At 70.8% G+C, this 13,165-nt stretch carries 10 protein-coding genes; 5 read left to right on the top strand and 5 right to left on the bottom strand.

Translation table 11 applies throughout. From position 1 onward, the window contains the following. Positions 1 to 93: 93 nt before the first annotated feature. Both H4281_RS26300 and H4281_RS26295 read right to left on the bottom strand, forming a co-directional pair. Entirely contained in the window at positions 94 to 714 is a 621-nt protein-coding gene (locus tag H4281_RS26300) for a hypothetical protein (RefSeq protein WP_182893604.1), read from the bottom strand. A gap of 76 nt (positions 715 to 790) precedes the next feature. Further along, the gene (locus H4281_RS26295; protein ID WP_182893603.1) at positions 791 to 1,282 is read right to left on the bottom strand and encodes a hypothetical protein; all 492 of its coding nucleotides are present in this window, start codon (positions 1,280 to 1,282) and stop codon (positions 791 to 793) included. A gap of 153 nt (positions 1,283 to 1,435) precedes the next feature. Between H4281_RS26295 and H4281_RS26290 the strand changes: the two genes are divergently transcribed. The 3 genes from H4281_RS26290 to H4281_RS26280 all read left to right on the top strand — a co-directional run bounded on the left by H4281_RS26290 (position 1,436) and on the right by H4281_RS26280 (position 7,908). Beyond that, complete coding sequence (locus H4281_RS26290) at positions 1,436 to 2,926, top strand: hypothetical protein (RefSeq protein ID WP_182893602.1); 1,491 nt, start codon at positions 1,436 to 1,438, stop codon at positions 2,924 to 2,926. A gap of 136 nt (positions 2,927 to 3,062) precedes the next feature. Next, entirely contained in the window at positions 3,063 to 4,241 is a 1,179-nt protein-coding gene (locus tag H4281_RS26285) for a flagellar basal body-associated FliL family protein (protein WP_182893601.1), read from the top strand. Beyond that, positions 4,234 to 7,908, top strand: coding sequence for an FkbM family methyltransferase (locus H4281_RS26280; RefSeq protein ID WP_182893600.1), 3,675 nt, complete (start codon positions 4,234 to 4,236; stop codon positions 7,906 to 7,908). Before H4281_RS26285 ends, H4281_RS26280 begins: the two co-directional genes overlap by 8 nt. A gap of 21 nt (positions 7,909 to 7,929) precedes the next feature. Here H4281_RS26280 and H4281_RS26275 read toward each other — a convergent pair whose 3' ends face one another. Next, positions 7,930 to 9,081: a putative hexosyltransferase gene (locus H4281_RS26275; RefSeq protein ID WP_182893599.1), complete on the bottom strand. Its 1,152-nt coding sequence runs from the start codon at positions 9,079 to 9,081 to the stop codon at positions 7,930 to 7,932. A 194-nt stretch (positions 9,082 to 9,275) separates the two neighbouring features. Between H4281_RS26275 and H4281_RS26270 the strand changes: the two genes are divergently transcribed. Then, positions 9,276 to 10,856: an acyltransferase family protein gene (locus tag H4281_RS26270; RefSeq protein ID WP_182893598.1), complete on the top strand. Its 1,581-nt coding sequence runs from the start codon at positions 9,276 to 9,278 to the stop codon at positions 10,854 to 10,856. Positions 10,857 to 10,990: 134 nt separating this feature from the next. Here the strand turns inward: H4281_RS26270 and H4281_RS26265 are convergent, their stop codons facing one another. Both H4281_RS26265 and H4281_RS26260 read right to left on the bottom strand, forming a co-directional pair. Next, positions 10,991 to 11,662 (bottom strand): response regulator, encoded by a 672-nt coding sequence (locus tag H4281_RS26265; protein ID WP_182893597.1) that lies wholly within the window; start codon positions 11,660 to 11,662, stop codon positions 10,991 to 10,993. Next, entirely contained in the window at positions 11,659 to 12,780 is a 1,122-nt protein-coding gene (locus tag H4281_RS26260) for a sensor histidine kinase (RefSeq protein WP_182893596.1), read from the bottom strand. The genes H4281_RS26265 and H4281_RS26260 overlap by 4 nt, the downstream gene beginning before the upstream one ends. 135 nt (positions 12,781 to 12,915) lie before the next feature. Here H4281_RS26260 and H4281_RS45725 point away from each other — a divergent pair, with 135 nt between their 5' ends. Then, on the top strand, positions 12,916 to 13,155 hold the full coding sequence (locus H4281_RS45725; RefSeq protein ID WP_246412345.1) for a dihydrofolate reductase family protein: 240 nt from the start codon (positions 12,916 to 12,918) through the stop codon (positions 13,153 to 13,155). Positions 13,156 to 13,165: the final 10 nt, after the last annotated feature.

Genomic DNA, 13,165 nt, shown 5'->3' with positions numbered 1-13,165 from the left:
CTGTCACTCGACCGGGTGGCCTGCGGACCGGGAAAACCGCCCCCGGTCCGCAGGTTCCTTACCCGAGACGCGTGCCGGTCATGCACGGAGCAGTTATGCGGCGCGCCACAGCGTGACGAACGCCGACGCCTCGCTGAACGCCCACGGCCGCAGCCGCTCCCGGTCGCGCGCCGACAAGGTGAACTCCTTCGCCCGGCGCACGTCCACGACCAGCGCCTCCCCGCCCGGCAGCAGATCCGGCATGCCTTCGGTGAGCAGCCACAACGCGAGCTGCGCGGCGTCCCGGGTCAGCGGCTCCTCCTTGAAGTACAGCCAGGTGGCGAACCGGCGGCCGTTCGACTTCCGCAGCCCCAGCTGCGGGCTGATGCCGATCTCCAGCTCGCCGAGCGAGAACCTCGCCCGCCCGACCTCGATCAGCTTCGGATCGCGCCTGCCGAGATAGCGCAGCCAGCCCTCGGCGATGGCGGCGTAATGCGGACGCGTGCGCTCGTCGGCGTTGTTGACCAGCGCGCGCATGGCCACCTCGTCCTGCCGCGCCGCCCGGCCCGCCCGTACCGCGTTCGCCGCGCGCCGGTAGTAGTTGAACGCCGCCCGGGCCGGGTCCTCGTACAGCCGGCGCTGCCTGCGGACGAACGAAGAACGCGACGGGCCCTTGCTGGCGCTGTACCCGACGAACGTGGGCAGCGTGACGTATGCCGACTGAGAACTGGTCATGGGCGGCCGCCTTCCGGTGGATGGTTTCCCCAGCACACGGCCAATTTTAGAACATATGTACGACAGTTTTCGCCGCTTAACGGGTGACCGGCGGCCACGGACCCGCCAGTACCGTCCGCGCCTGCTGCAGAACCTGTTGCTCGCAGTAGCTGACCGGCGTGACGTCGGTCGGAATCCAGGTCGCGAGCATCGCCAGCCACTGGCGCAGTTCGGCGAGCGCGGCCGGGTGGCCGAGCCGTCCGTCGAGGGCTTTGACGCTCTTCGCGGCTTCGGCGAGCCGGACGTCGCCGCGCACCATCTCGCCGAGATGTTCGCCGAGCAGCTGCCATTGGGCCGCGGTGGCGTCGGCCGGGAGTTCGATGCCCAGCTCCTCGACCACGTGCGAGAACGCGGCGGAAACCGCCTGGTGGTTCCGGTGGTCGAGGGCAGCCAGTTCGGGAAGGGAGGGCGCGTCGAGGCCCTCGCCGACGGCCCGCGCCCCGGCCTCGACGAGTTCGGCAGCGGTGATGTCGAGACCGGCGAGCCGATCCACGGCAAGGGCGGCGAGCGCACCGCGCGCGGAGGACATGCCCCGATCGTAGGAGACGCGGCCGTTTTCCCGGCGGACGTGCGCGGCGGGTGCCTGATCTGGGCAGATCCGGGCTGATCTTGCGCACCTGAGCCCCACGGAGCCGGAGCGCGTGGAACACTGTCGCCCGAACCGGTGACAGGGGGTTGCGTGATGAGCTGGCAGGAAGAGCTCCGGCGCTTGGACGCGGAGTTGGCCGCCGGCCGCCTCGGACACGCCGAACACCGCCGCCAGCGCGACGAATTGCTCGCCGAGGCGTCGGGCGGCGGGGCGGCTTCGCCAGTGGCGTCGCCGTTGCGGCAGGACGCGGCGCCGGCGAGCGAGTCACCCACCTGGAGCACGCCGACCGCCCAGGCGACGCCTGCCGGATCGGACAGCCCGGCAGCGGCGGAGTCGAGCACCTCCGCCGACAACAGCGCGAGCACTACGCAGGTCGTGACGACGATGGCGGAGCACGAGCCGACGACCACACTCCGGGTGGACACCACCTCGCCGGGCACTCCGCCCGGCGGCACCACGGCACCGGAGCAGCCCGCCGCCAACCCGGCGACCTCGACCAGCCCGGCCGCGCCCTCCTTCTCCCAGCAGCAGGCCCCGGCCACGCCGCCGCCCGCTCCGGCGAGCCAGGCGACCCCGCCCCCGCCGCACCAGCCGCAGCCGCAGATGCCCGCCCAGCCGGGAACCTGGCCGGGCGTCGCTCCCGTGCAGTGGCACACTCCCGGCCAGCAGCAACAGCCGAACCAGCCGGTCGTCGGATGGGCCAGCACCAACCCGGCGATGCCCGCGCCGGAACCGCCCGCGGTCGAAGCGTTCCTGAACTCAGCGGCAGCGGCCCCGCCCGCGGAAAAGCCCCAGCCCGCCTTCTCGCACACCCCGGGCACCCCGTTCTCCACCGACCGGCCGACCACCGCCCCGAGCCCCGCCGACGACCGGCCCACCGCGGTCTTCGGCGCGATCCCCGCGAACGGCGGCCAGCCGGAGCCGCGCCGGCTCTGGGAGGACGACGCCAAACCGCGCCGCGGGAAGCCGACCTGGCTGTTCCTCTCGCTGGCTGTGCTCGTGGTGCTGGCGCTGGTCGTCGGCGGCATCTGGTTCCTCGGCAACAAGAAAGACTCGAACGACACGGCCGCGCAGCCGCCCGCCGCGTCGTCCGCGCCGAACACCCAACCGGCCTCGCTCGAGGACAAGCTGCCCGCGCTGCAGGGCACGCCGAGCCAGGAGAACTCGACCATGGCGCTGGACAAGGCGGTCCAGGCCAAGGCCGTCTCCGACGCCGACGCGAACCTCATGCGCGCGGCAGGCGCGGACCAGCTCGTCTACCACGCCTACGCCGGCACCGACGGCGGCACGACGCTGATCGCCGTCCCGACGCCGTCCAAGGCGCAGGCCGGTCAGCTCGTCCAGGGGCTGCGGCAGAACCTCGTCACCGGCGGGTTCGACAGCAGCCCGCTCGGCCCGGCGGCCACCGACCTGCTCTACACCGGGAGCAGCCCGGCCGGACGCGTGATGGCCTTCTGGTACACCTCGGGCGGCGTGTCGGTCGGCATCGGCGTGTCGGGCCCGGTCGGCCAGGATCCGGCGGCGCTGCGGTCTCGGATGGAAGAGATCCGCGCGAAGGTCACGGCCGCGCTGCCCGCCGGCTGAACTCACCCCGGCTCGGAAGGCGACCCGCCAGGTCACGTGGGGTCGGACCCGTGCACAATGTCCACGTCGTCACACCACAATCGGGTAGTGCCGACGCATTGACCCGTCGCCATGCCGACAGATAAGGGGGGCCCTGGTGTCCTGGCAGGAGGAGCTGCGCCGGCTGGACGAGGAGCTCGCGTCAGGGCGCCTCTCCGCGGACGACTATCGCATCCGGCGTGATCAGGTGCTGTCCTCGGCCGTGGGCCAGCAGGATCAGCCCGCCCCGCCGCCGCAGAGCCAGAGCGCGGACTCGACCCAGGTGATCGCCCCGGTCAGCCCGCCGGGAGGCGTCCCGCAGCAGCAGCCGCAGGCCCCGCAGCAGCCGCCCGCCGACGGCGGCGCGGAGCGCACCCAGGTCGTGCAGTCGTGGCAGACCCAGCAGCCGCCCGCGGACGCCGGTCCCGAGCGCACTCAGGTCGTGCAGCCGCAGCAGCACCAGCCGCAGGCGCACTACTCCCCGCCCGGCGGGTTCCCGCAGGGCACGCCGGCCTCGCCGCCGGGGGGTTTCCCGCAGCAGCAGCCGTGGAACGCGGCCGAGAGCGACCAGACCCCGCCGTGGGGCGGCGGCGATCTTCCGCCGCTCGGCCCGTCCGGAGGCGACTCCGAATGGGTCCGCCAGGGTCCGGAGTACTTCAGCGACAAGCCGAAGAAGAGCAACGGCAAGAAGATCGGCGCGATCGTCGGCGCCGTCGTCGTGCTGGCCGGCATCGCTTTCGGCGCGTACTGGCTGTGGGGCCGCGACAGCGGAGGCGGCGGCACCGAGCAGACCACCGCGCAGCACTCGCAGAGTTCGGCCGCGCCGAAGCCGCCGGACCCGCTCGGCGTCGCGACCATGCCGGGCAAGGCCGAGACGCACGACGACATCACGTCGTTCTCGCAGGTCGACACCCTGCAGTACCTCAACCCGCAGGAACTGAGCGCCTACCAGGCGGCGGGCGCATCGAAGGTCAAGTTCGTCGTGTACCACCTCGAAGACGGCAACCTGATCACGCTCTTCCTTGCCCAGGCCAGCAGCCCGACCGCGGCGAAGACCGCGGCCGAGAAGCTGATGGAGGTCCAGACGACGAACGGGGCCAAGCGCGACACCACCGCCCCGAACGGCGTGTACGCGACCTCGATCGACGCGAAGGAAGGCCAGTCGGCCCAGTCGCGCGGGCACTACGCGCACGGCAACGTGATCGTCCGCGTCGAGGTGTCCGGCAAGAGCCAGACGTCCACCGACTTCACCACCGCGCTGAACCAGCAGCTCACGGTGCTGACCGCCGATGCCTGAGCCCGGGACCACCGCCTGCACGATCGTCGCCCGGAACTATGTGCCGGCCGCACGCGTGCTGGCCCGCTCCTACCTCGAACACCATCCGGGCGGCCGCTTCGTCATCGCGGTCATCGACGCCCCGCGCGATCAGTCGGACCGGGCCGGCGACGGACTCACCGTCGTCGGCCCGGCCGCGTTCGGCATCGACGAGGACGACTATCTGCGGATGGCGACCGCTTACTCGGTCACCGAACTCGCCACGTCGGTCAAGCCGTACCTGCTGCGCGAGCTGCTCAAGGAGTCCGAGGCCGCGATCTACCTCGACCCGGACATCGAGCTGTTCGCGCCGATCCCCGAGGTCGCCGAACTGGCCCGCGAGCACGACATCGTGCTCGCGCCGCACTTTCTGACCCCGTTGCCGCAGGACGGCATGGAGCCGGACGACGCGGTGATCATGGGCACCGGCATGTTCAACCTCGGCTTCATCGGCGTCGGCCGCGGCGCCGGGCCGTTCCTCGATTTCTGGGCGGGCAGGCTGCGCCACGACGCGATCGTCGCGCCCGAGCAGCAGCTGTTCACCGACCAGCGCTGGGTCGACCAGGTGCCGTCGCTGTTCCGGCACCACGTCGTCACCGACCCCGGGTTCGACGTCGCGTACTGGAACCTCCACGAGCGGCCGATCGGCCGTGACGAGGACGGCACCCTGACCGCGGGCGGCGCGAAGCTGCGGTTCTTCCACTTCAGCGGCTACCGGCCGGAGAAGCCGTGGCTGCTCAGCTTCCACTGCGCGCGCAAGCCGCGGGTGCTGCTGTCGCACAACGACGACCTTCGCGCCATCTGCGATTCGTACGGCACGAAGCTGCGCGAAGCGGGGTACGCGGAGTCGCTCGACTCGATTCCGTACGGCTTCAAGGACTTCCAGGACGGCACGCCGGTGCCGAAGCTCGCGCGGCGCGTTTTCCGCGAGGGCTGGATCAAGGCCGAGCGCAAGAAGAAGCCCGCGCCGCCGCACGCCTACGCCGAGGACGGCGGGCAAGCGCTGCGCGAATGGCTCGCCACTCCGGAGGACCAGGGCCAGGCCGCGGCCGGGCTGAACCGGCTGACGCACGCGATCTGGGCGTCGCGGATCGACCTGCAGATGGCGTTCCCCCACCCGTACGGCGACGACGCGGACGGCTTCCGGCACTGGTGCGCCGGGTCCGGCGTCTCCGAGGCCGGGCTGCCTGAGTGGGCGCTGCCGTCCGAACCGGTCGCGACCCGTCCGCCGCACGACGAGTTCGGCGTGAATCTGCTCGGCTACTTGACCGCTGAGCTGGGGCTCGGCGAGATGGGCCGGATCGTGCTCGAGGCGATCGAGACCGGCGGCGTTCCGGTGGCCACGGTGCTGGAGGAGAAGGCGGTCTCGAACCGCACCGGCATCGAGCGACCGGCGACGGTCGGCGATCCGCGGTTCCCGGTCAGCGTGTTCGCGGTGAACGCGGACCAGACGCGCACGATCCTGACCAACCACCCCGAGGTCGGTGCCGGGCGCTACCGGATCGGGCTGTGGGCGTGGGAACTCGAAGACTTCCCGCAGTGGCAGCACGAAGCGTTCGGGATGCTCGACGAGATCTGGACGGTCAGCGACTTCTGCCGCCGGGCGTTCGCCGCGCATTCGACGATCCCGGTCAAGACGATCCCGGTGCCGGTGCGCGATCCGGGCGAGCCGTCGCCGCCCGCGCGCGAAAAGGGCGAATCGGTGCGGTTCCTCTTCGCCTTCGACTTCAACAGCGTCGCGGAGCGCAAAAACCCTTGGGGCGCAGTCGTTGCGTTCCAGCGCGCGTTCCCTGGCCGCGAGGACGTCCGGCTCACCGTCAAGGCGATCAACTCGAAGCTGCACCCGCAGGCCGCCGAACGGCTGCGCGCCGTGGTTCGAGGCGACGACCGGATCGAACTGATCGAGCGCTACCTCAGCGTCGCCGAACTGCACGAGCTGTACGAGACCAGCACCGCGTACGTTTCGCTGCACCGCAGCGAGGGATTCGGGCTCACCGTCGCCGAGGCGATGGCCCGGGCGATGCCGGTGATCTCGACGGATTACTCCAGCACCACGGAATTCCTCGACGCGTCCACCGGCTGGCCGATCCCCTACCGGCTGGTGCCGGTCGGCGAGGGCAACTACCCGTATCACGCCGACGCGGTGTGGGCGGAGCCCGATCTGACCGCCGCCGCGGCCGCGATGGTGCAGATCGCCGACGATCCGGACGAGGCGACCGCCCGCGGCCGGCGCGCCCGGGAGGTCATCCTGCGCGAGCGGTCGATGGCGACCGCGGCCGAGTGGATGCGGCGTGAGCTGGAGCAGGCGTACGAGACGTGGCAGGAGCGGCAGCGTGCCGCGGTCCCGCCGCCCGAGCACCCGCTGAGCCCGCTGCAGCAGGCGACCGAGGCGTTGCGCTGGCGGCCGGAAGCGGACACGCCGTCGCGGCTGCCGCTCGCGCCCGCGCTTCGCAAGGCCGTGCTGCGCGCGATCGACCACTACGACGTGCACCAGCGCCAGGTGATGGGCGCGCTGCTCGCGGCGACCGAGGACAGCAACCGGCGGTTGCTGGACCGGATCGAAGGCCTGGAACGCAACATCGACGAATCGCGCCGCGCCGCGCTGTCCACGCGCACGCTCGGCGAACGGCTCGAAGCGTTGCGCGGCACGGTCAACGAGTTGCGCCGGCAGGCTCCGGAAACGGACCTGGCGCTGCGCAATCTCGAAGCGGACGTGGCGAAGCTGGCCGAGGGCTACGACGGCGTCGGCGCGGAGGTCGAAGCCGCCGCGGGAACCGTGCACAAGATGTTCGCGCGCCGCGACGAACGGCTCGACGCCGACGAGAAGGCCATCCAGCGGGTGACCCTCGACGTCAGCGCGATGCGGGACGCGGCACGGCTCCGGCACGCTCCGGTGCCGCGCGGGGCGGACGTCGTCCAGTGCGACGTCGGCGCGCTGCTGATGCCGGTCGACGAGGTCATGTTGCCGTGGATCCTGTTCCACCGGTCCTGGGAGGACAGCGAGGCCGAGCTGATGGCTTCGCTGGCGGACGGCGCGTTCCTCGACATCGGCGCGCACGTCGGCTACCACACGCTGCGGCTGCTGCGGGCCACGCCGGAAGTGACCAGGGTGATCGCGGTGGAAGCCGACCCGGTCAACGCCGCGTACCTGCGCCGCAACGTCGAGGTCAACCTGCCCGCCGCGGCGGGCGAGCTGGTCACCGTGGTCGAGTCGGCCGCGTGGGACGAGCCCGGCACCGTGCACCTGGCGCAGGCGACCCCGGGCAACAGCGGCGACAACCGCGTCACCACGGACGGTTCCGGCGTCGAAGTCCCCGCGGTGCGGCTGGATTCCGTGCCCGAGGTGACCGAACAGCGGATCAGCCTGGTGAAGGTCGATTTGCAGGGCCGTGACCACCGTGCGCTGGCGGGGCTGGCCGAGGTGCTGCGCCGCGACCGGCCGCACGTGGTGTGCGAGTTCGACCCGGGCGCGATCACGGAACTGGGCGACGACCCGGCCGCCGTGCTCGCCGGCTACCGCTCGCTCGGCTACACGCCGAAGGTGGTCACCGACGACGGCCCGGCCGACCAGGTGCTCGAAGACCCGGCGATCATCGCCGCGGCGAAGGCGGACGAGAAGGAATTCGTCACGCTGTGGCTGGCGCCCTGACCTGATCGCGCACGTGGTGTCTCAGGGCGCTACGTGCGCGATGGTCAGCAGGAACGCGCCGTACCAGGCACTTCCGACAGTGAGCACCGGCAGCAGCACCGCCAGCACCCGGTTCGGCAGCTTCGCCAGCATGAGCGCGACCGGCACGGTCAGCACGAACGCCGGCAGCAGGAAACGTGCGCGGGACTGGAAGAAGTTCGACGAGCACAGCGCGATCACCACGGTGAGCGTGCCGTAGATCTGCCACGGCAACGGCAGCTTCGTCGCCCAGGTCCAGAACTGCAGCACCACCGCGGCGAGCACGACGAGCGCGGTCACGGTGATCCAGCTCGCGTGGTCCGAGGTGAGGCCCTCGCGGACCTGGGTCCAGGTGAAGACGCCGAAATCGAAGTGCATCTGCCAGGCGTTCTGCAGCCAGAACCAGCCGTCCGGGCGGCCGGTCTGGATCCAGACGTAGCCGAGGTAGCCGAGCAGGCCGAGCGGCGCGAGCAGCCCGCCGACCCACGGCCGCCAGCCCTCGCGACGCTGGAAAACCGCGATGAGCGCGGCGATCCCGACCGCGGCGATCAACGCCCCGGAACTCGCCCTGGTCAGCCCCGCCAGCACCGCGAACCCGCCCGCGACCAGCCATTCGCGGCGCGCGAGCATCACGAACGTCCAGGACACGAGCGCCATCAGCAGCGATTCCGAATACGCCAGGTGCAGTGCCGTCGAACCCGGCCCGATCGACCACAGCACGGCGACCAGCAGGCCCACCCGCGGTCCGGCCAGGTCGCGGCCGAGCACGAACAGGCCCCACGCCGCCGCGCATCCGGCCAGCAGCGAGATCGTCATCCCGGCCGCCAGCGGCGGGATCCCGACCAGCGTCAGCACCGCGACCGTCGCCGGGTACAGCGGGAAGAACACGAGGCTGTTTTCGACCGGCAGCCCGTCGGTGCCGAGTGTGATCGGCTGGTCGTAGCCGTGCTGCGCGACCGAGAGGAACCAGTTGGCGTCGAAGTTGTCGATGAACCGGCCCGGCGACACATCGGCCTTCCAGCTCATCATCCACAGCACGCCGAACGCGACGATCTGGAACAGCAGATAGAGGCTGATCGCGGGGGCGGCTTGGCGGAAAGCGGCGCGCAGGGTCGGCGAACGCTCGACGGCTCCGTCGAGACTGGACTGCTGCACGCTCCCCGAACTCCTGAACTACTTCGCGCGAAACCGGACGAATTCCTGCCTGATCGTACCTGGCGACCACATAATCCGAGGCCAGAACGGGTCTTGTGACTAATCCCCTGCTTACCGCCAATTGCGGGGAGTACGTCCGGGCCGGGCGTACGAGGCGGTAACCTTCACGAGGTTGTCGGTAGCGGAAGACGGGGGTGAGCACGCTGGCCGAGCCGAATTCCGCTGCCCTGGCCGAGCCGTCGCCCGCGCCCGCGAAGAAAACCCGGATCGTCTTCATCGACATCGGCCGCGGCCTCGGCGCGCTGCTGGTCTTCTACAGCCACATCGCCCATCCGTGGGTCATCGCGAAGAACGACAAGGCCCCGTACGTCGACTTCATCGAGGCGCTCACCAGCGACCCGATGCACATGTCGAAGCAGGGCATCGGGCAGATCGCGGTGCCGTTCTTCTTCCTGGTCAGCGGTTTCGTCGTGACGCCGATCGCGCTGCGCCAGGGTACTGGCCGGTTCGCGCTCAACCGGTTCATCCGGGTCTACGCGCCGATGCTGTTCGTGGTGGCACTGACCGCGTTCCTGCTGCTGGTGAACCTGCACCCGCCGTCGACCGGTCAGCCGCAGACGCTGAACCCGCTCACCGTCTTCACCAACACCGCGCTGGTCAACTACCTGATCTATCCGCAGATCGTGCTGGTGCCGGTGGCCTGGACGATGATCGTCGAGGTCATCTTCTACCTGCTGCTCATGGCGGTGCTGCCGCTGCTGCGCCGGTGGGTGTGGCTCGCGATCGCGATCGAGCTGACCTTCATCTTCGTGGTGATGATGAGCCGGTCCCAGCTCGGGCCGTCGTGGTCGCTGTTCGCGGTGAACGTCTCGTACCTGCCCGCGATGGTGATCGGCCAGGTCATCTGGGCGACGACCAAGAAGCAGATCCCGCTCTGGACCGGCGCGCTGTACGGCGGCTGCGCGTGGTCGCTGTACGTGCTGGCGGACGTCATCAACGTCGGCCGCGTGGACAGCTCGTACAACCTCGCGCTGGCGTTCGCCGTCGCTTGCTTCCTGATGGGCATGTTCGCCGAGGACCGGCTCAAGCAGCGCAAGATCTGGACCATGCTGTCCGAGCGCAGCTATTCGATCTACCTGCTGCACATGCTGGTCACGTTCGTGCTGCTGCAGCTGCTGCGCCCGGCGGTGCCGCTGCCGATCGCACTGCTGATCGTGATCCCGGCGGTGTTCGGGGTGGTCGAACTGAGCTACCGGTTCGTGGAACGGCCGAGCCACTCGCTGGCGCGGCGGTTGTCGCACCGGCCGAAGCCGCCTCCGCCCGCGCCGGAAACGCCCGAGCCTCCGCCGGAGCCGCCGGTCGAAACGCCGGGGGAAACGACTCAGCTCGTCGACGACGCCGAAGTGACCCTCGAGATCCCGAGGATTCCCGCCGAACCGGTGCCGCCGCGTCGTCCGGTGCCTCGGCCGCGTCCGGTGCAGAACGGGCGGATGCCGAGGAACGGCGCTCCGCCGCCGAACGACACTCCGCGCGCCGACCAGCCGCGCGGGATGGCTCCTCGTGCGAACGGGGGCGCGCACCGGGCGCGTCCCGTCGTCGAATCAGGCGTCGACCGCACCGCCGAACCGCCGGTGCGCCGCGCGATGCCGCCGCGGCGGCGTCCGTCAGCTCCGCCGGAGCTGCGCTACCAGCCGGACCAGGAAAACCAGGCCCAGCGCGGCGACCAGGACGATCTCCCACGCCACCGGAACTCCTTCCGCCACACCCCTCGCTGAGGAGTGATGCTCTTCCGGTAAGGCGTGCGAGGGTGGGACGACGTTCACCGACACGGGGTAAGTCACACTCTCGGCTTAGCTCACGCGTGCGAGACCTCGTGAGTGTTCATGCCGGTGCGAACCGGCATGAACACTCACGAGCCACGACGCGGGGTGACCAGGCCGGATTCGTACGCGAGCACCACCAGCTGCGCCCGGTCGCGAGCGCCGATCTTGGTCATGATGCGGCTGACGTGCGTGCGCGCGGTCGCCGTGGAGATCACCAGGTGGGCGGCGATTTCGTCGTTCGACAATCCGCCCGCGACCAGCGCCAGCACCTCGCGTTCGCGTTCGGTCACCTCCTGCACGGCCGAGGTGTCGATCCGCCGGTGCTCCGGCCGTCCGACGATCTCGGCGATCAACCGGCGCGTGACGGTCGGCGCGAGCAGCGCCTCCCCCGCCGCGACGACGCGCAGCGCGTGCAGGAGTTCGACCGGTTCGGTGTCCTTCAGCAGGAAGCCGCTGGCCCCGGCGCGGAGTGCCTCGTAGACGTATTCGTCGACGTCGAAGGTGGTCAGGACCAGTACTTTCACCCCGGTGAGGTCGGGGTGCGAGGTGATCCGGCGGGTCGCTTCGAGGCCGTCGGTGCCGGGCATCCGGATGTCCATCACCACGATGTCCGGCCGGTGCTCGACCGCCTGCGCGACAGCCTGCTCGCCGTCGCTCGCCTCGCCGGCCACCTCGAAACCGTCCTCGGTGTCCAGCAGCAGCCGGAATCCGGCGCGGACCAGGGCCTGGTCGTCGGCCAGTACGACGCGGATGGTCATTTCTCCCCCTCCACGGGCAGTTCCGCCCGCACCTGGAAACCCTGTCCGGTGACGCTCGCCTCGACGCTGCCGCCGAGCGCGGTAGCGCGTTCCCGCATGCCGCGCAGACCGTGTCCGGGCGTCGGCTGGACGGTGCCGCGGCCGTCGTCGCGCACGATCAGGACCAGCGTGCCCGGCTTCCGCTCGAAGCGGACCTCGACGCGCTGTGCCCCGTCGGCATGCCGGACGACGTTGGTCAGCGACTCCTGAAGGATCCGGTACGCCGCGCCGTCCACCGGCGCGGGCAGGTCACCGGCTTCGCCGTGCAGTTCGACTGCCAACCCGGCAGCGCGGGCATGGTCGAGCAGTTCGTCGACCTGCGCGAGGCTCGGCGCGGGCGCGCGGTTTTCGCCGGAGCGCAGCACGGCGAGGGTCGCACGGAGGTCGTTGAGCGCGGACGCGCTGGCCGCCTTGATGTTGAGCAGCGCCTCTTTCGCCTGCTCTGGCCGCCGGTCCGCGACATGGGCGGCGACGCCTGCTTGGACGTTGATCATCGCGAGGCTGTGTGCGACGACGTCGTGCACCTCGCGGGCGATCCGGAGCCGCTCCTGCTCGGCCATCCGGTGCCGATGTTCGTCGGCCTGCTCGCGCCGGGCGGCGACGGCGGCGAACTGGAACCGGACCGCGGTCGCGATGCCGATCACCGCGGCCATCCAGACCACGGCGAACAGCGCCCAGGCACTGAGCGCAAACGTTTGCGCGACGATGATGTGGACCCCGTACGCCGCCGCGAGGACCCCCGCGCCAGTGCTTCCGGCGACCACCGGCCCCTTCTGCCGCGTAAGCACGAACAGCGCGATGGTGGGGACGATGATCACCGGCCCGCCGGGCTCCGGCGACAGGTAGTACGCGTACGCCGAGGCCGCGGTAAGCACGAACAGCGGCAGTGGGTACCGGTGGACAAGCAGCAGGGTGAGCACGGTCGCGGCCAGCCAACCGGCGCCGAGCGGGCTCAGCAGTTGCGGCGCGTGCTGCCAGCGGCCGGACGCGCTGGAGCCGCCGAGCACGAAGGCGAGCACCACGAAGGTCCGGAACACCCGCCCGAACCACGGGTTCCGCGCCCGCCACCAGTAGTGCATGGTGCGAAAGCTACCGGGGAAGACGACCGGGCGCGTCCGTCGTGAAGCGCGGGATCCGGCTACGCGCGGCGCGGTATGTCGAGAACGCTCAACCAGCTCCGTTCACCAGGCAAACGGCGAAAAAAGAAGACGAGGATGGGCGAGGTAGTGGCCGGGGCGAGCATGTCGCTGGACGGTTTCGTGGCGGGCCCGGGCGAATCGGGGTTCGATCTGCTCTTCGGCTGGCTGGGCAGCGGCACCGAGGAGGTGCCGACCGCGCAGCCGGGACGTGCGTTGCGCATGTCCCCGGCGAGCGCGAAGGTCGTGCGCGCGCAACTGGAGTCGACCGGGGCGCTGGTGGTCAGGCGGCGGCTGTTCGACCTGACGTCGGCGTGAACTCCGGCGA

Source organism: Amycolatopsis dendrobii (assembly GCF_014145675.1).
Lineage (GTDB): Bacteria > Actinomycetota > Actinomycetes > Mycobacteriales > Pseudonocardiaceae > Amycolatopsis > Amycolatopsis dendrobii.
The sequence above is the reverse complement of the archived record's forward strand: the minus strand, read 5'-3'. Positions and strand labels throughout refer to the sequence as shown.

Excerpts from the sequence above, each read along its gene's own strand:
- H4281_RS26280 (WP_182893600.1), top strand. The coding sequence starts at position 4,234 with ATGCCTGAGCCCGGGACCACCGCCTGCACGATCGTCGCCCGGAACTAT.
- H4281_RS26260 (WP_182893596.1), bottom strand. The coding sequence starts at position 12,780 with ATGCACTACTGGTGGCGGGCGCGGAACCCGTGGTTCGGGCGGGTGTTC.
- H4281_RS26290 (WP_182893602.1), top strand. The coding sequence starts at position 1,436 with ATGAGCTGGCAGGAAGAGCTCCGGCGCTTGGACGCGGAGTTGGCCGCC.
- H4281_RS26295 (WP_182893603.1), bottom strand. The coding sequence starts at position 1,282 with ATGTCCTCCGCGCGCGGTGCGCTCGCCGCCCTTGCCGTGGATCGGCTC.
- H4281_RS45725 (WP_246412345.1), top strand. The coding sequence starts at position 12,916 with ATGGGCGAGGTAGTGGCCGGGGCGAGCATGTCGCTGGACGGTTTCGTG.
- H4281_RS26265 (WP_182893597.1), bottom strand. The coding sequence starts at position 11,662 with ATGACCATCCGCGTCGTACTGGCCGACGACCAGGCCCTGGTCCGCGCC.
- H4281_RS26300 (WP_182893604.1), bottom strand. The coding sequence starts at position 714 with ATGACCAGTTCTCAGTCGGCATACGTCACGCTGCCCACGTTCGTCGGG.